The sequence below is a fragment of the Pseudomonas pseudonitroreducens genome, assembly GCF_021603645.1.
In the GTDB taxonomy this organism is placed as follows: domain Bacteria; phylum Pseudomonadota; class Gammaproteobacteria; order Pseudomonadales; family Pseudomonadaceae; genus Pseudomonas; species Pseudomonas pseudonitroreducens.
This window is the reverse complement of sequence record NZ_BQHJ01000007.1, coordinates 214,060-232,567: the sequence shown is the minus strand read 5'-3', so window position 1 is coordinate 232,567 and position 18,508 is coordinate 214,060. Positions and strand designations below refer to the sequence as shown.

Annotated in this window: 20 protein-coding genes; 10 read left to right on the top strand and 10 right to left on the bottom strand. The window is 63.1% G+C overall.

Annotated features, from left to right (window positions below; all coding sequences use genetic code 11):
• Positions 1 to 183: 183 nt before the first annotated feature.
• Positions 184 to 1,515, bottom strand: a complete 1,332-nt coding sequence (locus tag L6D89_RS18620; protein WP_236200754.1) for an OprD family porin — start codon at positions 1,513 to 1,515, stop codon at positions 184 to 186.
• A 450-nt stretch (positions 1,516 to 1,965) separates the two neighbouring features.
• Here L6D89_RS18620 and L6D89_RS18615 point away from each other — a divergent pair, with 450 nt between their 5' ends.
• From L6D89_RS18615 to L6D89_RS18595, 5 genes are all read left to right on the top strand, one after another.
• Positions 1,966 to 2,343, top strand: coding sequence for a RidA family protein (locus L6D89_RS18615; RefSeq protein WP_236200753.1), 378 nt, complete (start codon positions 1,966 to 1,968; stop codon positions 2,341 to 2,343).
• 385 nt (positions 2,344 to 2,728) lie between these two features.
• Positions 2,729 to 3,250, top strand: a complete 522-nt coding sequence (locus tag L6D89_RS18610; RefSeq protein ID WP_236200752.1) for an HvfA family oxazolone/thioamide-modified RiPP metallophore — start codon at positions 2,729 to 2,731, stop codon at positions 3,248 to 3,250.
• Positions 3,251 to 3,311: 61 nt separating this feature from the next.
• On the top strand, positions 3,312 to 4,151 hold the full coding sequence (locus L6D89_RS18605) for an HvfB family MNIO-type RiPP peptide maturase (protein WP_236200751.1): 840 nt from the start codon (positions 3,312 to 3,314) through the stop codon (positions 4,149 to 4,151).
• On the top strand, positions 4,144 to 4,917 hold the full coding sequence (locus tag L6D89_RS18600) for an HvfC family RiPP maturation protein (RefSeq protein ID WP_236200750.1): 774 nt from the start codon (positions 4,144 to 4,146) through the stop codon (positions 4,915 to 4,917). The genes L6D89_RS18605 and L6D89_RS18600 overlap by 8 nt, the downstream gene beginning before the upstream one ends.
• A 12-nt stretch (positions 4,918 to 4,929) precedes the next feature.
• Positions 4,930 to 5,352, top strand: a complete 423-nt coding sequence (locus L6D89_RS18595) for an organic hydroperoxide resistance protein (RefSeq protein ID WP_236200749.1) — start codon at positions 4,930 to 4,932, stop codon at positions 5,350 to 5,352.
• 730 nt (positions 5,353 to 6,082) lie between these two features.
• Here the strand turns inward: L6D89_RS18595 and L6D89_RS18590 are convergent.
• From L6D89_RS18590 to L6D89_RS18575, 4 genes are all read right to left on the bottom strand, one after another.
• Positions 6,083 to 6,598 (bottom strand): HvfX family Cu-binding RiPP maturation protein, encoded by a 516-nt coding sequence (locus L6D89_RS18590; protein ID WP_236200748.1) that lies wholly within the window; start codon positions 6,596 to 6,598, stop codon positions 6,083 to 6,085.
• Positions 6,599 to 6,677: 79 nt separating this feature from the next.
• Positions 6,678 to 7,316, bottom strand: coding sequence for a cytochrome b family protein (locus L6D89_RS18585; RefSeq protein ID WP_236200747.1), 639 nt, complete (start codon positions 7,314 to 7,316; stop codon positions 6,678 to 6,680).
• A gap of 136 nt (positions 7,317 to 7,452) precedes the next feature.
• Positions 7,453 to 8,763, bottom strand: a complete 1,311-nt coding sequence (locus L6D89_RS18580; RefSeq protein ID WP_236200746.1) for an ATP-binding protein — start codon at positions 8,761 to 8,763, stop codon at positions 7,453 to 7,455.
• Entirely contained in the window at positions 8,760 to 9,500 is a 741-nt protein-coding gene (locus L6D89_RS18575; protein ID WP_024767564.1) for a response regulator, read from the bottom strand. The genes L6D89_RS18580 and L6D89_RS18575 overlap by 4 nt, the downstream gene beginning before the upstream one ends.
• A 225-nt stretch (positions 9,501 to 9,725) precedes the next feature.
• Here L6D89_RS18575 and L6D89_RS18570 point away from each other — a divergent pair, with 225 nt between their 5' ends.
• A complete protein-coding gene (locus L6D89_RS18570) occupies positions 9,726 to 9,998 on the top strand; it encodes a DUF2790 domain-containing protein (protein WP_236174836.1) in 273 nt (90 codons plus the stop codon).
• A gap of 92 nt (positions 9,999 to 10,090) precedes the next feature.
• Complete coding sequence (locus tag L6D89_RS18565; protein WP_236200745.1) at positions 10,091 to 11,311, top strand: cytochrome c biogenesis protein DipZ; 1,221 nt, start codon at positions 10,091 to 10,093, stop codon at positions 11,309 to 11,311.
• Between the two features lie 68 nt (positions 11,312 to 11,379).
• Here L6D89_RS18565 and L6D89_RS18560 read toward each other — a convergent pair whose 3' ends face one another.
• The 3 genes from L6D89_RS18560 to L6D89_RS18550 all read right to left on the bottom strand — a co-directional run bounded on the left by L6D89_RS18560 (position 11,380) and on the right by L6D89_RS18550 (position 14,506).
• Entirely contained in the window at positions 11,380 to 12,105 is a 726-nt protein-coding gene (locus L6D89_RS18560) for a hypothetical protein (RefSeq protein WP_236174838.1), read from the bottom strand.
• Between the two features lie 168 nt (positions 12,106 to 12,273).
• Positions 12,274 to 14,115 (bottom strand): sensor domain-containing diguanylate cyclase, encoded by a 1,842-nt coding sequence (locus L6D89_RS18555; RefSeq protein ID WP_236200744.1) that lies wholly within the window; start codon positions 14,113 to 14,115, stop codon positions 12,274 to 12,276.
• Between the two features lie 181 nt (positions 14,116 to 14,296).
• Positions 14,297 to 14,506 (bottom strand): cold-shock protein, encoded by a 210-nt coding sequence (locus L6D89_RS18550; RefSeq protein WP_218435701.1) that lies wholly within the window; start codon positions 14,504 to 14,506, stop codon positions 14,297 to 14,299.
• Positions 14,507 to 14,787: 281 nt separating this feature from the next.
• Here L6D89_RS18550 and L6D89_RS32820 point away from each other — a divergent pair, with 281 nt between their 5' ends.
• Positions 14,788 to 14,958 carry a hypothetical protein gene (locus L6D89_RS32820; protein ID WP_236225480.1) on the top strand — a complete coding sequence of 57 codons (171 nt, stop codon included), beginning with the start codon at positions 14,788 to 14,790 and terminating at the stop codon, positions 14,956 to 14,958.
• A 363-nt stretch (positions 14,959 to 15,321) separates the two neighbouring features.
• On the opposite strand, the gene L6D89_RS18545 is transcribed toward L6D89_RS32820, so the two are convergent.
• Positions 15,322 to 15,963, bottom strand: a complete 642-nt coding sequence (locus tag L6D89_RS18545; RefSeq protein ID WP_003158902.1) for a substrate-binding domain-containing protein — start codon at positions 15,961 to 15,963, stop codon at positions 15,322 to 15,324.
• Positions 15,964 to 16,069: 106 nt separating this feature from the next.
• On the opposite strand from L6D89_RS18545, the gene L6D89_RS18540 reads away from it, so the two are divergent.
• Positions 16,070 to 16,390 carry a helix-turn-helix domain-containing protein gene (locus tag L6D89_RS18540; protein ID WP_457926123.1) on the top strand — a complete coding sequence of 107 codons (321 nt, stop codon included), beginning with the start codon at positions 16,070 to 16,072 and terminating at the stop codon, positions 16,388 to 16,390.
• Between the two features lie 37 nt (positions 16,391 to 16,427).
• Here the strand turns inward: L6D89_RS18540 and L6D89_RS18535 are convergent, their stop codons facing one another.
• On the bottom strand, positions 16,428 to 17,318 hold the full coding sequence (locus tag L6D89_RS18535; protein ID WP_023124781.1) for a LysR family transcriptional regulator: 891 nt from the start codon (positions 17,316 to 17,318) through the stop codon (positions 16,428 to 16,430).
• Between the two features lie 278 nt (positions 17,319 to 17,596).
• Here L6D89_RS18535 and L6D89_RS18530 point away from each other — a divergent pair, with 278 nt between their 5' ends.
• The gene (locus L6D89_RS18530) at positions 17,597 to 18,505 is read left to right on the top strand and encodes a BrxR family transcriptional regulator (protein WP_023124780.1); all 909 of its coding nucleotides are present in this window, start codon (positions 17,597 to 17,599) and stop codon (positions 18,503 to 18,505) included.
• The last annotated feature ends 3 nt before the right edge of the window (positions 18,506 to 18,508 follow it).

Here is an 18,508-nt window from a genome sequence, read left to right as displayed (position 1 = left end):
GCAGGGAAAGTGCGGAAGCGGGAAGATGGGGTCATTCTAGAAAGTTGCCCGGGCGGGATAAACCGTTATTCCGGGAAGAGACTTTCTGCGCGGACGTAATAATCTCACCTGAACACGGGGCAAACTTTCAGATGAATCCGAAAGTTGCCCCGTGCATGGGCCGCACAAATTATCCGTGCTGAATTACAGGATCGACAGCGGGTAATCGACGATCAGGCGCAGCTCGTTGTTGTCGTCTTCGGCCTGGTCGCCGTTGGAGCGGTGGAAGGCCTGACGCAGGCGGAAAGACAGGTCCTTGGCCGGGCCCGACTGCACGACGTACTTGGCTTCCAGGTCGGTCTCGTGGTGGCTGCCGTCCTCGCCATAGCCATAGCCCAGGTACTTGCTGTCGGAGTCCATGTGGCTGCCGTCGATGCCGGTGCCGTTGATGTAGCGGGCCATGAAACTCAGGCCCGGTACGCCGTAGGTGTCCATCGCCAGGTCGTAGCGGACCTGCCAGGAGCGCTCGCCCGGGCCGTTGAAGTCGGAGTACTGCACGGAGTTGGCGAGGAAGATCGAGTCACCGCCTGCACCGGCGCCGTTGTCGCCGAATCCGACGTAGTCGAACGGGGTATCGCCGTGCACTTTCTGGTAGGCCAGGGTGACGGTGTGCGCCTGCAGGAAGGAGTACGCGGCAGCCAGCGACCAGGTGGTGTTGCTGATCTCGCCGGCCTTGGCCTGGCCGTAGTCGTTGGTGCGGTAGATGTTGAAGTCGAAGCCCAGCGACTGGTCGTCGGCCACCGGCAGCAGCCAGTTCAGGTTGCCGTAGTACTGGCGCCAGACGTCTTCGAGTTCCGAGCCGTACAGCGACACGCTGAGGTTGTCGTTGATCGCGTACTTGCCGCCGATGAAGTCGGCGCTGTTGGCTTCGACGTCAGCGTAGGTGGCGTAGATGCCACCATCACGGGCGGTGGTGATCGGGCTGGTGCCGGAGGTGAAGTGGCCGGCTTCGAGGTCCAGGCCTTCGATCTCGCTGCTCAGCAGGTTGAAGCCCGAGGCGGTCTGCGGAAGCAGACGGGTGCCGCCAGCGGCGAATACCGGGGCGGTCGGCTGCATGTCGCCGAATTTCAGCTCGGTTCTGGAGATACGCACCTTCAGCGCGCCGCCGGCCTTGCCGTAGTCGTCGTCCGGCTTGCCGTCGTTGCCCACCGGCAGGTTGCCGGTGCCCGCGCGGCCGCGGCCGGCGTCGAGCTTGATGCCCAGGTAGCCGAAAGCATCCACGCCGAAGCCGACGGTGCCCTGGGTGTAGCCGGAGGAGAAGTTCGCCAGGAAGCCCTGGGTCCAGTCGCGGTTGTCGGCTCCGCCGTTCTTGCCGTCGTGGTCGTAGTACTGGTTGCGCAGCAGGACGTCGAACTTGGCGTCTTCGACGAAGCCCTTGGCATCGGCCTGGGCGGAGACGAAGGGCTCGGCGCTGGCGAACTGGCTGGCGGCGGCGGAAACAGCGAGCACGATGGCGCTGCGTTTGAGGTGCTTCATGGATATTGCCCCTAGAGTCTTGGAGGACCGGCTCGATGAATAGCGTGAGAACCGGACGTTTTTATAGGCAGGCACAATGAATCCGAACATGGCTTGACCACGGCGGAAAGTCGCAGGAAGTTGCGTTGGCATTGTTGCAGTTAACTGGCTTTTAATTCCCCCGCGAATTGCTCCAGACGCGGAAGAGCCGACGTCATAATGCCCAAAGAGTTCGCTGTTTAAATCACGGATTATGAAAAGGTCTATGTCTCAAACTGTAATAATCAGGACATTGGTCCAATTGACATAATTAATCCGGAAGTTCTGCGGATATAGCCGATGTCACTGTTCCCGGGGGCTGCGGGCACGGTGACATGGCGCGTGGCGGGGCGATACGGCTAAGCTGCGCGACCCGGCCGCCACACCTGGTGCGGCGACGTGTCCCATTCACCGACAGCAGAGATTTGTCCCATGACGCCAACCTTCATCCCCGACGCGGACCCCGAATCCATCTCCTCCGACGTCGCCGGCTTCGGCGGCCTGCTGGTTTCCACGCAGATCCCCACCCTTGAGGACGGCAGCCTGGAGCTGGGCGACATCAAGGCCCAGAGCGAAGCCACCCTGCGCAGCCTGCAAGTCGCCCTGGAAAAGGCCGGCAGTGGCCTGGACCACGTGCTGCACCTGACCATCTACCTCACCAGCATGGCCGACCGTGCCGCGTTCAATGAGGTGTACTGCAGCTTCTTCGCCAAGCCCTACCCGGTTCGCGCTGCCGTTGGTATCGCCGAGCTGGCGGTGGAAGGCATGAAGGTCGAGGTCACCGCCATCGCTGCCAAGCGCGCCAGCTGACTATCCTGCCTTGGTAGAAAAGGGCCGCTTTGCGGCCCTTTTCTTTTCTGCCATCGCCAGGACAGGGCCAATGCCTCTGGTTCGCGAGCAAGCTCGCTCCTACAGGTCTGCCGTCTGTTGCTCTTCGCAGGAGCGAGCTTGCTCGCGAACCTCCCCGCCCCAGATTCCTGCCGCTTGTATTGCTTTGTATCTGCCGCTCCCTGAGCAGACACACGCATACAAAAGCCTCCAGTCGCCGATACGCCCGCGATACATCGTTGCGGCGAAATAGCCCTACCCGAACGAAACACGCGACGGCAGGGAAACCCTCCAGAGCATCGTTCCAGGGATTCGCCCTTGCGGCATGACCCGGCGCACAACGCGCCTCAGCATCTGGAGAAGCACAATGACTCGACTCTCGAAATCCCAACTGGGCCTGATCGCTGTCGCCCTGGCCGGCGGCCTGAACATGGCGTCTTCCGCCTTCGCCGTCGAAGCCCTGCCGCAGGGCTACCAGCTGGCTTCCGCCGCCAAGGCCGGGGAGGGTAAGTGTGGCGAGGGCAAGTGCGGCGCCGCCAAGCAAACCAAGGCCAGCCAGACTGAAGGCAAGTGCGGCGAAGGCAAATGCGGTGCCGACGGCGCTCAGGCCAAGGCCAAGGCCAACGGCGCCGAGGGCAAGTGCGGTGAAGGCAAATGTGGCGACGCTTCCTTCGCCCGTACCGACACTGACCACGATGGTCGCGTCTCCCGCGCCGAATTGCTGGCCGTGGCACCCAAGGCGAATGCCGAGTTCGATGCGATCGACGCCAACCACGACGGCTACCTCTCCGAAGCCGAGGTCTACCAGTTCCGTAAGAACCAGTTCGACTCCAACGGCAAGCCGTTCCCGGCCGACCTGTACAGCAAGCTGAGCCAGGCCAGGAACTGACATTCCCCGCAGACCTCCCCGCGCCGCTGGCCGGGGAGGGCACTTCGCCTAGGAGACCGCCATGACCACATCCCTCAATGGAGCCGGCCTCGGCCTGCGCCGCGCCCTGCTGCCCGAGTTGCTGAAAATGGACGACCGCGCCGTGGATTTCCTCGAAGTCGCCCCGGACAACTGGATCGGTGTCGGCGGTTCCTATGGCGAAGGCCTGGCGCGCCTGGCCGAACGCTTCCCGCTGTCCTGCCATGGGCTGTCGCTGTCCCTCGGCGGCCCGGAACCGCTGGACCAGGTGTTCCTGCGGCGTGTTCGCGAGTTCCTCGACCAGCACCAGGTGTCGCTGTTCAGCGAACACCTGAGCTACTGCTCCGACGATGGCCATCTCTACGACCTGATTCCCATGCCCTTCACCGACGAGGCCGTGCGCCACATCGCCGGGCGTATCCGTGAGGTGCAGGACGTCCTCGGCCGTCGTATCGCCGTGGAAAACATTTCCTACTACGCCGCGCCCTATCAGGCGCTGAGCGAAATCGACTTCCTCCGCGCGGTGCTCAGCGAGGCTGACTGCGACCTGCTGCTGGACGTCAACAACCTCTACGTCAACGCCCACAACCACGGTTACGACGCTGCCGGATTCCTGGCACGCGTGCCGGCCGAGCGCGTGGTTTGCCTGCATGTCGCCGGGCACTACGACGAGGCGCCGGACCTGAAGATCGACACCCACGGCGCTGCCGTAAAGGACGACGTCTGGAGCCTGCTGGCCAGCGCCTACCAGCATCTGGGCACGGTCCCGACCCTGCTGGAACGCGACTTCAACCTGCCTCCGCTGGCCGAGTTGCTTGGCGAGGTGGAGTACATCCGCGGCCTGCAGGCTGCCGCGCGCCAGCCGGAGGTGCGCCATGGCTGAGTCCCTGCGCGAACAGCAACTGCGCATGACCCGCTATATCCGCGACCCGCAGGGCAGCGAGCCGCCGCCCGGCATCGAGGCGCGGCGCCTGGTGGTGTACCGGCAGCTGTTCTTCGGCAACCTGCAATCGCTGCTGGCCGGCAATTTCCCGGTGCTGCATGCCAGCCTCGCGCACGAGCATTGGCAAGCGCTGACCGAGGATTTCTACGCCGGCTTCCGTTGCCAGACGCCTCTGTTCACCGAGGTCGCCGGCGAGTTCGTCGAGTACCTCGAAAGCCGCGGCGAGCAGCCCGGCTGGGTGGCCGAGCTGGCCCACTACGAATGGATCGAGACCGCGCTGCTGCTCAGCGACAGGATCGAACCGGCCCATGATCCGCACGGCGACCTGCTCGACGGCGTGCCGCAGCTCTCCAGTCTCGCGCTGCCGCTGGCCTACACCTGGCCGGTCAGCCACATCGGCCCCGAACACGTCCCGCAGCAAGCCCCGGCCGAGCCGACACTGCTGCTGGCACGCCGCGGCGCGGACCTGAAGGTGCACTTCTCGCGCCTGGCCCCGCTGGCCCATGCGCTGCTGGTGTCGCTGCAACAATGGCAACTTACCGGTCGCCAACATCTCAAGGCGCTGGCGGAAATCGCCGGCATCGAACTGGCCGCCATCGAAGAGCAGGGCATCGCCCTGCTGCGCAGCCTGAAAGAGCAAGGCGTGGTGCTCGGCACCCGCCCCAACTGCACCACATCGCGTCGTCCCCCATTGCATCGCCCCTGAAGGAGAAGCGCCATGACCGAAACTCTGGCAAGCGTGATCTACACCGCCCACACCCATACCACTGGTGGCCGCGACGGCCGCGGCCAGACCACCGATGGTGAGCTGGACCTGCCGCTGAGCCCACCTGGCTCGGGCCGCCCCGGCAGCAACCCCGAGCAGTTGTTCGCCATCGGTTGGTCGGCCTGTTTTATCGGCGCCTTGCGCCGCGCCGGGCAGAAGCTGAACCTGCGCCTGCCGGCCGATGTGGCGGTGGACGCCGAAGTCTCCCTGGGCAACACCGCCGACGGCGGCTTCGCCCTGGCCGCCCAGCTCACCGTGCACCTGCCAGGGCTGGACGCCGCGGACAAGGCCAGGCTGGTCGACGAAGCGCATCAGATCTGCCCGTATTCCAAGGCAACTCGCGGCAATATCGAGGTCGGGTTCGTCATTCCCTGATCAGATTTTTATTCACAACCCAGCCCGCGCACCCCCATCGGTGCGCGGGCTTTTTGCTTTTGCCTTTTTGTAGGAGCGAGCTTGCTCGCGAACCGATCCAGCGCCGGAGCTGCCGGGAGAACCGTTCGCGAGCAAGCTCGCTCCTACGGCGTTCGGCTGTGCCCGGCGTTTCCTGAGCAGAAACGGCCCATGCCCGGCGCACGATCTTTTGGCTTTTTGTAGGAGCGAGCTTGCTCGCGAACCGATCCAGCGCCGCAGCTGCCGGGAGCACCGTTCGCGAGCAAGCTCGCTCCTGCAGTGGTCGGTTGTATCCGGTGCTTCCTGAACAGAAACGGCCCATGCCCGGCGCCGGATCTTTTGGCTTTTTGTAGGAGCGAGCTTGCTCGCGAACCGACCCTGCGCCGCAGCTGCCGGGAGCACTGTTCGCGAGCAAGCTCGCTCCTACAGTGGTCGGTTGTATCCGGTGCTTCCTGAACAGAAACGGCCCATGCCCGGCGCCGGATCTTTTAGCTTTTCGTAGGAGAGAGCTTGCTCGCGAACCGATCCGGCGTTGCAGCTGCCGGGAGTACCGTTCGCGAGCAAGCTCGCTTGTATGTCATAGGGTAGGAACCTGTCGCGGGGCGGGACCAGGCTCGGTTCTGCAAGCCTGTACAACTTTCCTGCAGACAAACGAAAACGCCCTCTCCCAAGGAGAGGGCGTTGCCCGGTTCTCTTCAGAATCAGCAGCCGATCAGGCCATGCGCGAAGCCCCCATGAACCGCCGCACCAACCCATCCACACTCAGCGTGCCCGCACCCTTGAGCAGCAGCGGCAACAACGCCACCAGATAGATCAGCGGCAGCTTGTAGTTGCCGAAGCCATGGTCGGTGATCGAATAGCCCTGGGCGAGCTCGGACAAGGTCGACCACTGCGCCGGCCAGTGCACCGCGGCGATGGCCACGATGGTGACGACGATCAGCGAGGCGGACGCGAAGCGTGTCGCCAGGCCCAGCAGCAATAGCACCGGTGCGACCAGTTCGGCCCACATAGACACCTGCCAGTCGAAGCCGGCGGAGAAGTGGTTGAAGGGGAAGGGGAAGCTGGCGTGGATCTGCTCGAACCAGTTGTCGCCGTGCCATTTCTCCAGGCCTGACTCGAAGAACTCCCAGGCCAGGAACAGCCGCAGGGGAATGTCCCAGCCCCAGGCGGCGAGGCGGTCGAGTTGGTCGAAGGCGGTCTTGAGCGGGTTCAGGGTCAGCAGGGTCATGGTGCACCTCTTGGGCAAGGTCGTGGGCAAGGCTCGGGTGGCCGGGCGGCGGATAGCCCGGTTGTCGATGAAGTCGGAGTCAGGCGTTCGGCAGGGCGGGGCGCGCGCCACGGCGCAGGTGCACGGCCAGCTTGGCGACGAGCTTGAAGGCGATGGCGCTGAAGATCAGGCCGAAGCCCAGCGGGTACCAGGAGCCCATCGGCAGGCGCTTGTAGAAGGAGAGCAGGAACACCCCGGCGATCACCCAGGTGCCGGTGCTGTGCAGCAATTTCCAGGCACGGGCGCCGAGCAGTCTCACTGCATAGGGGAAAGAGGTGAGGGTCAGCAGGAGGATGAAGACATAGCCAACGGAGCCGGGGATGTTCGCGGCGGCGCTGCGGCCGTGCCAGAAGGTCTCGGGGAAGAACTTCACATAGAGAATAATCAGCAGCGCGTGCACGGCGTGGGAGAAGGCGAAGGCCAGCCCGAGGAAGCGCCGCTCACGCAACAGGCCGCGGGTGAAGCCGCTCGGTACCAATGCCATCAGGGACGAGGCGAGAAAGGTGGCGAGGAACAGTGCGAAGGACGTGCGGGCGGTGACGCGGATCGCGCTGCGCAGGGCTTCGACCCATTGCGGTTGGCTCCACAGGGCCAGCGCGGTGACGAGCAGCACCAGGGCTGACAGCAGGGAGAACAGGCGCCAGCCATGCAGGCTGGCGTTTTCGGTGGGACGGTTCATGGCAGGCTCCTTTGGGGAACGCGGCGGGCGGGTTGCCGCCGCTGTTCGTGGAGCCATCTTGGCGAGGGGCTTTATACCGGATGTGTCCGGGGATGGCCGTCTTGTATCTCTGTGTACACCTCTCTCAAGAGCAGCCTCAACTGGCCGGGGGCAATTCCAGCTGCGCACACAGCCCGCCGCTGGCGCGGTTGGACAGGCTCAGCGTGCCACCCAGGGCCTGGCTCAGTTGCTGGGCAATCGCCAGCCCCAGGCCGGTGCCGCCGGTGCCGCGGTTGCGCGAGCTTTCCACCCGGTAGAAGGGTTTCAGCACTTCGGTGAGCTCGTCCTCGGGAATGCCGGGGCCGTCGTCGAGTACACGAACACACACGACACCCTGGGCATCGCGCTCGACCTCCACCTGGGCGGAGCCGCCGAACTTCAGCGCGTTATCCACCAGGTTGGTGAGCACCCGGCGCAGCGCGTGGGGGCGGGTTTCCAGCACGGCATGGCTGCTGCCCAGCAGCTCCACGGCCTGGCCGCTGTCCTGATAGTCGAGCACCAGGCTGTCGAGAAAGGCGTCGAGGTTGACCTTCACCGCCGCCTCGCTGGCGCCGTCCATGCTGCGGGCGTAGGCCACGCCCTCGCGGACCAGATGCTGCATTTCTTCCAGGTCGCTCCACAGGCGTTCGCGTTCGGGCGAGTCGTCCATCTGCTCGACGCGCAGTTTCATCCGCGTGATGGGCGTCTGCAGATCATGGGAGATAGCGGCGAGCAGTTGCATGCGCTCCTTGAGGTACGAGCCGATACGACCCTGCAGCGCGTTGAAGGCGCGGGCGGCGTAGGCGACTTCGCTGGGGCCGCGCTCGTCCAGCTCCGGCGCCGGGGCGTCCGGGTCGAGATGATCCACCGCCTGGGCCAGGCGCGTCAGCGGGCGAATCGCCAGGCGCACCGCAAGCCAGGTGCAGAGCAGCAACAGCGCCAGTTGAACGATCAGTACCCAGGGCAGCCACTGCGCCACGGGCACGCCCTTGGGTGTCACGTCGATGGTCAGCGGCATGCCGTCGGCGAGTTTCAGGTGCACCTGGAAGTGCGGGGTGGCGCCGGGGATGTTCTCGAAGCGCAGCCCGTAGCGCGGGCCGATGGCATCGGCGATGGAGGTCGCCGCCATCGGCGCCTGCGCCATGTTCATCGGCTCGCCGGGCTGGCCGCCATCCAGGCGGTAGCGGTAGTTGGGGCGCTGGACCATGGGCAGCCAGCGCTCGCGTTCGTCCAGCGGCAGGCGATCGAGCAGTGCGACGGCGGTGCTGACGTCGGTTTCCAGGTTGCCCAGCATCATGCTGCGCGCGCTCTGGTAGCGCTCGTAGAACTGCGAGCAGAACGACAGGCTGTAGGCGAACACCAGCCCGGCGAGAAAGATCAGCGCCAGGCGCGCGGCCAGCGTACGCGGCCAGTGCAGGACGGATTTCATGCGTTGGGCTCGAGCAGTTCGACGGCCAGGGCGAAGACGTAGCCTTCGCTGCGCACCGTCTTGATGTAGGCGGGTTCGCGGGCGTCATCCAGCAGGCGCTGGCGCAGGCGGCTGACCAGCAGGTCGATGGAGCGATCGAAGATGTCCGCCTCGCGGCCTTGCGTGAGGTTCAGCAATTGTTCGCGGCTGAGCACGCGTTGCGGGTGATCGACGAACACGCGCAGCAGGCGGTACTCGGCGCCGCTCAGGGCGACCAGGGTGCCGTCTTCATCGAGCAGGTGGCGCGCGGTGGTGTCGAGCTTCCAGCGACCGAAGCCGATCAGCCGGCTCGCCTCGCTGACCTGCAGGTTCGGCGGCAGCATGCGCGTGCGGCGCAGCACGGCGTTGATCCGCGCGAGCAGCTCGCGGGCAGAGAAGGGCTTGGTGAGGTAGTCGTCGGCGCCCATCTCCAGGCCGATGATGCGGTCGGTCTCGTCGTTGCGCGCGGTGAGCATCAGCACCGGTGTGGACTTGTGCTTGCCCACGCGCAGCTCGCGGCACAGCTTCAGGCCGTCGTCGCCGGGCATCATGATGTCGAGCACGATCAGGTCGACCGAGTTGGCATCGAGGAAGGCGCGCATCTGCCGGCCGTCCGCCGCCAGGCTCACGCGCAGGCCGTTCTTCTTCAGGTAGTTGCCGACCAGCTCGCGAATCTCGCGGTCGTCGTCGACGATCAGTACGTGATCGACATGGTCCATGCCGGTGCCTCATTCACAGTGGGTTGAGGCGAGTTTATAGCGCAGCGCCACGCTTGCCTTCCGTGCTTTGTATTCCACTGTATCTACAGCCGCCGCCGATACCCGGCGCGGCAAACCAAGGGCCTGCGCGACACAAGCCCGATACCTCCTGAACGTGAAATGGGCAGCAACGGCGAGGCACACAGCCTTCGCCGGCCAAACCCGACACAGGACAGGAGAACCACCATGAAAGCCATCCAGATCGCCAATGCTTGCCTCTTCGCCGCCGTTGCCGCCTTCGCCAGCTTTGGCGCCCAGGCTGCCGACACGCAGCCCGTTGAGCAGTACCACTACGGCCAGAAACTCGACGTGAAAAAGGTCGTTGCCATCCAGGAAGAGGCGGCGTCGCCCTTCGACTGCGGCATTGTCAACGCCCGCATGGATTACCTGGATTCCCACGGCCAGCCGCACAGCCTGGCCTATCGCAAGTTCGCCACCAACTGCAACGAAGGCGGCTGATTCCCCTGAGCCGCAGCCACGGATGGCCGCGGCGTTTTTCCTGCTGTTCACTCCAGAAAAAGCCCACGGGCCGCCGGCCCATCGAGGTTTCCATGCTGCTCATCGCCTTTCTCGGCGGGGCGCTGACCCTGCTCAGCCCCTGCATTCTTCCTGTGCTTCCATTGTTGTTGCAGCGTGTCGGCGGTCCGGCGTGGTCGCCGTGGGTCACGCTGCTCGGCCTGGCCAGCGGGTTCGCCGTGCTGGCGAGCCTGGCGAGTGTTTCCAGCAACTGGGTGATTGCCGCCAGCGAATGGGGCCGGTGGTTTGCGCTGGTACTGCTGTCGGTCTCTGCACTGGCGCTGCTTTGGCCGCGCTTCAGCGACTGGCTGGCGCGACCCTGGGCCTGGCTCGGTGATCGTCTGCACGGCGAAGCCCGATGCATGCCGCCGGTGTTTTCCGCGTGGATGATGGGCTTTGCCGCCGGCCTGCTGTGGGCGCCCTGCGCCGGCCCGGTGCTGGGGCTGATTCTCTCCGGCGCGATGCTGCAAGGCCCGAGTGCGCAGACCAGCCTGCTGCTGTTTGCCTATGGGCTGGGAAGCGCCACGGTACTGGGCGTGGTTCTCTTCGCCGGTCGCCGGCTGATGCAGCACTTGCGGCCGCGCCTGGCGGTCGTCGAAGGCCTGCGACGCGCCACCGGTGTGCTCGCCCTGCTGGCGGTGGTCGGCATCGCCAGCGGCACCAGCGCGCAGCTGGCTTCGGGTAGCTCATCGACCCTGGTGAACAGTCTGGAGCACAAGGTCATCGACGGCGTGCCCGCGCTCATCAGCCAACTGATGCCCGGTGACATGGCCCACGGCGCAGAACGCCTGCCCGACCTGGGCCCGGCCCCCGAGCTGCAAGGCGCGGTGGAGTGGATCAACAGCCCGGAACTGAACCTGCGCGACCTGCGCGGCAAGGTAGTGCTGGTCGACTTCTGGACCTACGACTGCATCAACTGCCAGCACAGCCTGCCTTACGTGAACGCCTGGGCGAAGAAATATGCGGACCAGGGCTTGGTGGTGATCGGCGTGCATACACCGGAGTATCCGTACGAGCGCGTCCCCGCCAATGTCCGCGCCGCTGTGCAGAAGCACGATATCCATTACCCCGTGGCGCTGGATAACCAGTACCGCATCTGGAACGCCTTCGCCAACCAGTACTGGCCGGCGCACTACTTCATCGACGCCCAGGGGCGCGTGCGCCACCTGTCGATCGGGGAGGGTGGGTATGAGGAACAGGAGCAGGTGATTCAGGCGTTGTTGAAGGATCGCGGAGCAGTCAGCCCGCAGATCTGATCTTGCGGTCGGCTGTTGTTTGGCAAGTAGATTCCGGTGAGTGCGAACTCACCGGGACCGTCCATGGGTTATGCGTCGACGAGCTCGCCGACTGGTTTCACGATGAGAGCCAACTGTTCCAATTGATCTTGACTGTCGGCCGCAATGAATACCTGACCACAGTTGCCCAGATGGAGCATCCCCCCAAGGCTGGGGAAGTGAATGGAAATCTGTTCACCGTAGACCAGTAGGTGATTGATGAACTCTTCTTCGGCACTCTGCGCCGGGTCTCGATAACCAAACTCCGAGAAGTTGTAGTAGACGGAGTTGCTCAGGAGGGCATGGAGTATCTCAGGGGAGGTAACTTCATAGCCGACGATTTCCTCCTCCAGATCCTTGAAGACATAGGCTGGCAGGTGGGCGCCCAGGCAAGCCGCAAGCTGTTCACTCTCTTGCTCAGCGACCCTGGCAACATCGGCAATCGATACACCGTCGTACTTGAACGACGCTGCTGTTTCCGGGTCCACCGCAGACATTCGTCGATACAGGTCGGTATAAGCACCAAAGCTCCAACTACGCTTCAGGCGTTTCGCCACATAGCAGGATTGTCCATCATCCAGATCGGAAGCAAGATTCGGGTCCGCCCGCTGGATTTTGCCAGTTAATGAAGGAATTCGATGGAGATCGAGTCGAACGAAGCCCGGCTCGGTCAATGAGCGGTAGAGATGGGGAATGTAGGAGTCGAGCTCCTCATTGCCGTCATTCTTGCCTTCGTCTTCCAGTACTTCTTCCAGGATTGCAGTCAGTTCGTCCATGAAATTCGTCATTTCCGTTCCTTGATTGCCTGCTTGAGGGGCCGTTATCCAACTTGCCCAAATATCATAGTCAGTACCGGCTGATGGCCTCCAGTTTGATGTTGCGCATCTGGGAGGTGGTTGATCTTACAATGCTTGTGCGATCGGGATCGACTGGCGCACAGACCGTCATGCGACTTGATTGCGCCCCTGCTTCTTCGCCTCATACAACGAAGCGTCTGCCTTAGCCACCAGCGTGTCGGCGGAGGCTTCCTGCCCCGGCGCTGCTGCGGCGATACCGATGCTGACGCTCACCCGCCCCAGTGGTGAAAGCTCATGGGGAAGGGCGAGGGCTTCCACCGCCTGCAGTAGCTTGTTCGCCATGCCACGCACGCCGGCGAGATCGGTCATTGGCGCGAGGAAAACGAACTCCTCGCCGCCGTAGCGCGCCACCAGGTCGGTGGAGCGGTTGACCGTGGTGGCGAGCGCCTGGGCGATCTCGCGCAGGCAGGCGTCGCCGGCGGGATGGCCGTAACGATCGTTGTAGCTTTTGAACCAGTCCACATCGACTACGGCAAGCGCCAGCGACTCACCCGAACGGCGCGCGTGCCCCCATTCCTGCGCCAGCACCTGGTCGAAGCGTCGACGGTTGGCGATGCCGGTGAGGGCGTCGGTCAGGCTCATCGCTTCCAACTGGTTGTTCAGCTCGCGCAACTCATCGGTGCGCTCGGCGACGCGCAGTTCCAACTCGTGCTCGGAGCTGCGCAGGTTATCCACAAGCTGCTGCTGGGTACGGATCAATTCCTCCTGCACCCTTGCCTTCTCCCGGCGCATCACGTTGAAGCGGTCGGCAAGGGCGAAGGCCAGCACGAGCATCTCCATCGCCGAGCCCAGTTGCAGGCCGTCCACGGTAAACAGGTTGGTCGGCACGATGCCCATGGCGCGCAGCGAGGTCATCGCCCCGCCCAGCATCAGCAACGCGAAGGCGGCGAGGAAGAAGAATGCGCTGCGCTGGCGCTTGAACGCGGCGACACCGGCGCCTGCCAGGAGGATCACCGCCGTGGCGAAGTTCAGCAGGATGCCTGCGCGGGACACATACGGCAGCGCGATGGCATAAGCGATGAGGCTGAGCAGGTAGAGCAGGATCATCCCCCGCAGCACCCAGTCCAGACGCGGCAATATCCGCTCGAACTGCATCATCCGTCGGGCAAACTGCAGCAGTGCCGCAAGTGCCAGTGACACGCCGGAGTAGTAGATGACGTTGGCGTTGAGCGGCATGCCGAACAGCGACCAGTCCGGCGCCAGGCCATTCTTGATCGCCAGTGCCCCGGCGGTGCAGCTCACGAAGACTACATAGAGCAGGTAGATCGGATCCCGCAGCGCGAGGAGCAGCATCAGGTTGAACAGGATCATCGCCACTGCGATGCCGAAGTACCACGCCTTGCCGGTGTAGTCGTCGCGTTCGTAGGCGTGGAAGGCCTTCACCGGCCACAGTTGCAGCGGTACCAGTAACCCGATGCTCGACTCGACCCGCAGGTAAAGCGTTTGCTCCGAGTGCGCCGGCAGCGTCAGCGGAAAGACGAAGTTGCGGTTCGGGTAGACCTTGCTCGACTGCGGGACGTCGCTGCCGGTATTGATCGCCCTGTACGAGCCATCCGCCTGTGGGATGTTCGCCTGCACATGGGAAACCCTCGGGTTCTCCAGTACCAACAGGCGCTGCAACGGCATATCGCTGGAGTTGCTCAGGTTCAGCCGCAGCCAGAACGCCGAGCGGGTGAAGCCCATCGCCAGTGAGCTGCCCGGCGGCTGATCGGCCTTGAAGCGGTTCTGCAGCTCGGTGGACTGCACGTCTGCCAGTGTCAGCTTGCCGGTCGGGTCCTCAAGGACAGAGACGTAGCTGGTGAGCGTGAGCGGCTGGGTCACGACGCTGGCGGCGTCGACCATCGGTTGCGCCCACGCCAGGCGAGCAAGCAGGAAGAGGGGAAGCAGGAGCCAGGACATCAGCTGCCGGTGCAATGCGGAAGCGGGCATACGGTGAGTCCGGGCTGAAGATGGGAGCGCTCAGGCGGTGGAGAGGGGAATTCTACAAGAGCCGCCGTGCCGCTGCCAAAAGGCACTGTGACCGTGATCAATCCGCTTGCAACGGACTGGAGAGCGCTCGAGCAGAAACGAAAAAGCCCCGCATTGGCGGGGCTTTTCCTAACCGTAGCGGTTAGATCACTTGCACTTGCTCGGCCTGCGGGCCTTTGGCGCCGGCAGTGACGTTGAAGCTGACGCTCTGGCCTTCGTCCAGCGACTTGTAGCCGGTACCTTCGATAGCGCGGAAGTGGACGAAAACGTCCGGGCCGCTTTCCGGGGTAATGAAGCCGAAGCCTTTCTCAGCGTTGAACCATTTGACGATACCGGTTTGGCGAGTTGCCATGATGAAACTCCAATCAAGAATTAATCAGGCCATGCAGCATGCGTGGTCTGACTGGATGCGAAGTGAAGGGACCGCAGAGATGGAGAATCAAGAAGACAAATCATCGAACCGGTGCCGCTAAACCGAGCAGGCAGACGGGCAGCATACAGAGTTGGCAGGGAATAGGTAGCGATTTCGCGGGAAATTACATAAATCGGTCCGGCGGTCGGGATAGCGAGCATTCCACGCGTATAGTGGTTCGCTAGCCGCCAATCTGGTGGCTCATCACCTCGGGTGACCTGATGTCCGATTCAGAGACGAAAAGCGCACGTTTGGAGCTGGATAAGAAAATCTCGGCCTTTCTCTCCAAGGGCGGGGAGATCCAGGAGATCCCCGCTGGGAAACACGGTCGCAAGGAGCCCTACAAACGGGCCGAATTCACCATCGCGAGGCCCAGAAAGCCTGACGCCTGATGTCAGCGCTGGTGCAGCGAAAAAGGCCGTATCGTTGGATACGGCCTTTTTTGTGCGCCATGGAGCGGCGGGTATTACCGGCGTCGTTTCGCCTGAATCACAGCAGGTGAGCTGCCCGCTCGCAGGTTGCTCGATGGACCGCCCCAGAAAACAAAAGCCCCCGGCAACTCAGGCTGCCGGGGGCTTTTATATGGAATCTGGAGCGGGCGAAGGGAATCACCCAAGGCAGCCAACCCATTGATTAATAAAGATTTTTTCTGGTTATTAAAACCAGAAGTGGCCTCTGAATGTACCACATCACCCCTCTTGGCGAAAGGCATAAATCCACCGCCTTCTGCTGGCAGCTACCGACAGCCACTGCGATCAGGAAGGGAGCGCTTTTGCGATCTGCAGTGCCCTGCGCTCGAACCGTTCGGAAACAGGGTTCGCTTGCCCCTGGGGCCTATGCAGGTGCGCCACGATTTCGTAGGGGCCGTCGTCCAGTGGTCGCATGCTGACTCCCCATCCAGGGGCGTGCTTGATACGCGATTGTGCGGATACCCCGACACCGTAGCCGGCAGAAACCCATAGCGCCATCATCTCGAAGGAAGTCACGTACTGAAGGTTCTGCGGGTCAGCAGGCAGACGCGCGAGCAGCCGACGATCCAGCGAAGAACAGGTCTCAGCCTCCCAGCGAAAGATCGGATAGTTCTGGAGGTCGGCGATGGTGAGCGATGCCTGCTCAAGCAAGGGAAGCCTCAGCGGTATCGCAACGGCCATGTGCTCAATCCACAAGGGCTGGGTTTCCAGGGCCGGATCGCTCGCTCCTTGAAGCGACATTCCCACGTCGTAGCGGCCTTCACGAAGCCCATCAAGCAGCTCGTCACCTGCCACTTCAAAGAACGTGATGCTGACCTCGGGTTCTTCCGCTCGTTGCAGCGCGAGCAGCGCCGAGAGCTGAGATGACGATACGCCTGGCGCAATCGCAAGCCTGAGGTGGGCGGGTTGGCTGGTGATGTTGTCCACGGAGAACCTACAGAAGCGACGAAGCAGGTCAAGGGCAAACCAGCATCATAGTAAAGAGAGAACTTTAACGTCTATATGTTTAACGTGGTTAATTTAAGATGATTGTTTGACGCTTCTGTCGATGCAGAAGCTTACTATTCAGCCAGGTCGTCCACCTGGCACACCCACCTATGAATCCGAACCAGCATTAGCTTTCGGGCGGGCCGTGCGTGCCGCTCGCGTCGCGCAAAGCGTCGCTCAAGACGACTTTGCATTTCAGGCTGGAATATCGCGTTCACACATGGGCAAGATCGAGCGCGGGGAGCATGTGCCGACGCTTCCCCTGATACTGAAAATTGCTGCCGCGCTCGGGATCAGCGCCAGTGAGTTGATGGCGGCGACTGAAAAGAACCTCAACTCTGGCAGTGAACCGCAAGGCTCGCCATAAACAGCCGCGAACTTCAGTAGCAGCCCTTGCCGCCCGATCAATCGCCCGAGTGCGCGCGCAGGCGCGCAATGAACCGCTCCGCCGACACCGGCATATCCACGCTGACGGGCCGAAGCAAGTAGGTCGTGATGACTGCGGAATCCATGGCCAGGGGGCGGATCACCACATCGGGGCGCTGGCTCGCCGCGACCCTGGTTGCCCTGATGAAGCCGACTCCGTAGCCCGCACCGACCAGGGTGAGCATCATGTCCAGCGAAGACACATGCTCGGCGACGTCAGGCTGACGCTCCAGCGGCCGCAGGAGCCGCGCCAGTTCACGGTAGTAGCCTTCGTATACCTGTGGATCGCATAAGACCAGTGGGTAGCTCGCGAGCTTGTGCAGCGGAACAGTCTTATGTGAAAGCAAGGGGTGCCGGGCGGGCACCGCAACCACCAGCGAGTCGTGCCAGAGTGGCTCGGTCAGGATGTCATCGCCGACCTCCGCCGTGTGCGCAAACCCGATCGAGAAGTCGCCCGAGCGCAACCCACGCAACTGCTCGGCCAGCGGCACTTCGGACAGGCGAATCTCGATCTCCGGCTCTTCCTCGCGGCAACGGGCCAGGAGAGCCGACAGCCGTGGATCGATGGCGCCGTCGGACACGGCAATGCGAAGGTTTCCACTCAGGCCTGCGGCAACCGCCTGGACGTTCTCCTGAGCCTGCTTGAGGACGGTGAACACCCTGCGCACGTCTTGCAGGAACGTTGCTCCCGCTTCGGTCAGTACCGTACCTCGACGGTTGCGTTCGAAGAGCAGCACGCTCAGATCGTCCTCAAGCTCTTTGATGGCACGGGACAAGGGTGGCTGTTCGATATGCAGGCGCTCGGCGGCCCGTGTGAAGTGCAGCTCCTCTGCGAGAGCCACAAAGCAGCGAAGGTGTCGCAGTTCCATAGGCCGTACTCCTGTTTCCTTTCAAGGATCTATTCGCGCCAGTTTTCGTCCGCGATGGCCTACTGGATGCATGCTATTGCACGCCGCTTCTGGTGCGCTCCGCTGGGCTGATCGCCTACTCGTCCACGTCAAATCGCTCATTTGCGCCTCAAAAAATGGTTATCATAATGCGGCATACTAACAAGCTGAATTTGATTTATAGACGTCTTTTTACACGGGCCATATACTTCCGGCAGAAGTCTGCATAAGCATTCGTCAACCCGAACGAGCTACCCAGGATGTCCCAGCAACAGCTTACCGATCTAACCCAGCCACAGCGTGACCGGCTCGCGTTCGTGGAGTTGCGCCTGCGCTTCATTGGGGAGATGCGCCGCCAGGACCTGGTTGCGCGCTTTGCTATCCAGTCCGCTGCTGCGTCCAGGGACCTGGCGCTGTACAAGGAACTCGCCCCCGGCAACATCGACTACGACGGCAAAGGCAAGTTCTACGTCCTCGGTCCGAGCTTCCAGCCGATCTTCGATTTCCCGCCCGAGCGAGTGTTGTCGTGGCTGACACAGGGGTTTGGCGACGGTGAGCCGATGCACATCAAGGCCTGGGTGGCCAGCGAGAGCCCGTCCCGGCTCACCCACCCTGACCTGGACATCCTGGCGAGCGTGACCCGTGCCATCCACTATGAATGCCCGATGGGGATCGAGTACCACTCCATCTCCAGTGGCCGCACCGTGCGGGAGATCGTCCCGTTCGCGTTGATTGACAACGGCCTGCGCTGGCACGTCCGTGCCTTCGACCGCAAATCGCAGGAATTCCGGGATTTCGTCATCACCCGGATCAAGCGTCCTGTGGTGCGCAAGGGGCAGCCCGTGGCGCCCCACGAGATGAGCGATCAGGACATTCAATGGACACGGATCGTCGAGCTGGAGCTGGTTCCTCACCCGGATCAGCCCCGGCCAGAAATCACTGAAATGGACTACGGCATGCGAGGCGGCGTGCTGCACATGAAGCTGCGCGCCGCCACCGCTGGCTACATCCTGCGCAAATGGAGTGTGGACTGCTCCCCCGACCATAGCCTGCGCGGCCCTGAGTACCGGCTTTGGTTGAAGGACCACCTCGCCATCTACGGCGTGCGCAATGCAGTGCTGGCGCCGGGGTATGCATCGCCGAGTGCAGAAACGTCGATTGCTGACTGAACG

Bases quoted from the DNA above. Each gene is read 5' to 3' on its own strand.
- L6D89_RS18620 (WP_236200754.1), bottom strand. From the start codon at position 1,515: ATGAAGCACCTCAAACGCAGCGCCATCGTGCTCGCTGTTTCCGCCGCC.
- L6D89_RS18615 (WP_236200753.1), top strand. From the start codon at position 1,966: ATGACGCCAACCTTCATCCCCGACGCGGACCCCGAATCCATCTCCTCC.
- L6D89_RS18610 (WP_236200752.1), top strand. From the start codon at position 2,729: ATGACTCGACTCTCGAAATCCCAACTGGGCCTGATCGCTGTCGCCCTG.
- L6D89_RS18605 (WP_236200751.1), top strand. From the start codon at position 3,312: ATGACCACATCCCTCAATGGAGCCGGCCTCGGCCTGCGCCGCGCCCTG.
- L6D89_RS18600 (WP_236200750.1), top strand. From the start codon at position 4,144: ATGGCTGAGTCCCTGCGCGAACAGCAACTGCGCATGACCCGCTATATC.
- L6D89_RS18595 (WP_236200749.1), top strand. From the start codon at position 4,930: ATGACCGAAACTCTGGCAAGCGTGATCTACACCGCCCACACCCATACC.
- L6D89_RS18590 (WP_236200748.1), bottom strand. From the start codon at position 6,598: ATGACCCTGCTGACCCTGAACCCGCTCAAGACCGCCTTCGACCAACTC.
- L6D89_RS18585 (WP_236200747.1), bottom strand. From the start codon at position 7,316: ATGAACCGTCCCACCGAAAACGCCAGCCTGCATGGCTGGCGCCTGTTC.
- L6D89_RS18580 (WP_236200746.1), bottom strand. From the start codon at position 8,763: ATGAAATCCGTCCTGCACTGGCCGCGTACGCTGGCCGCGCGCCTGGCG.
- L6D89_RS18575 (WP_024767564.1), bottom strand. From the start codon at position 9,500: ATGGACCATGTCGATCACGTACTGATCGTCGACGACGACCGCGAGATT.
- L6D89_RS18570 (WP_236174836.1), top strand. From the start codon at position 9,726: ATGAAAGCCATCCAGATCGCCAATGCTTGCCTCTTCGCCGCCGTTGCC.
- L6D89_RS18565 (WP_236200745.1), top strand. From the start codon at position 10,091: ATGCTGCTCATCGCCTTTCTCGGCGGGGCGCTGACCCTGCTCAGCCCC.
- L6D89_RS18560 (WP_236174838.1), bottom strand. From the start codon at position 12,105: ATGGACGAACTGACTGCAATCCTGGAAGAAGTACTGGAAGACGAAGGC.
- L6D89_RS18555 (WP_236200744.1), bottom strand. From the start codon at position 14,115: ATGCCCGCTTCCGCATTGCACCGGCAGCTGATGTCCTGGCTCCTGCTT.
- L6D89_RS18550 (WP_218435701.1), bottom strand. From the start codon at position 14,506: ATGGCAACTCGCCAAACCGGTATCGTCAAATGGTTCAACGCTGAGAAA.
- L6D89_RS32820 (WP_236225480.1), top strand. From the start codon at position 14,788: ATGTCCGATTCAGAGACGAAAAGCGCACGTTTGGAGCTGGATAAGAAA.
- L6D89_RS18535 (WP_023124781.1), bottom strand. From the start codon at position 17,318: ATGGAACTGCGACACCTTCGCTGCTTTGTGGCTCTCGCAGAGGAGCTG.
- L6D89_RS18530 (WP_023124780.1), top strand. From the start codon at position 17,597: ATGTCCCAGCAACAGCTTACCGATCTAACCCAGCCACAGCGTGACCGG.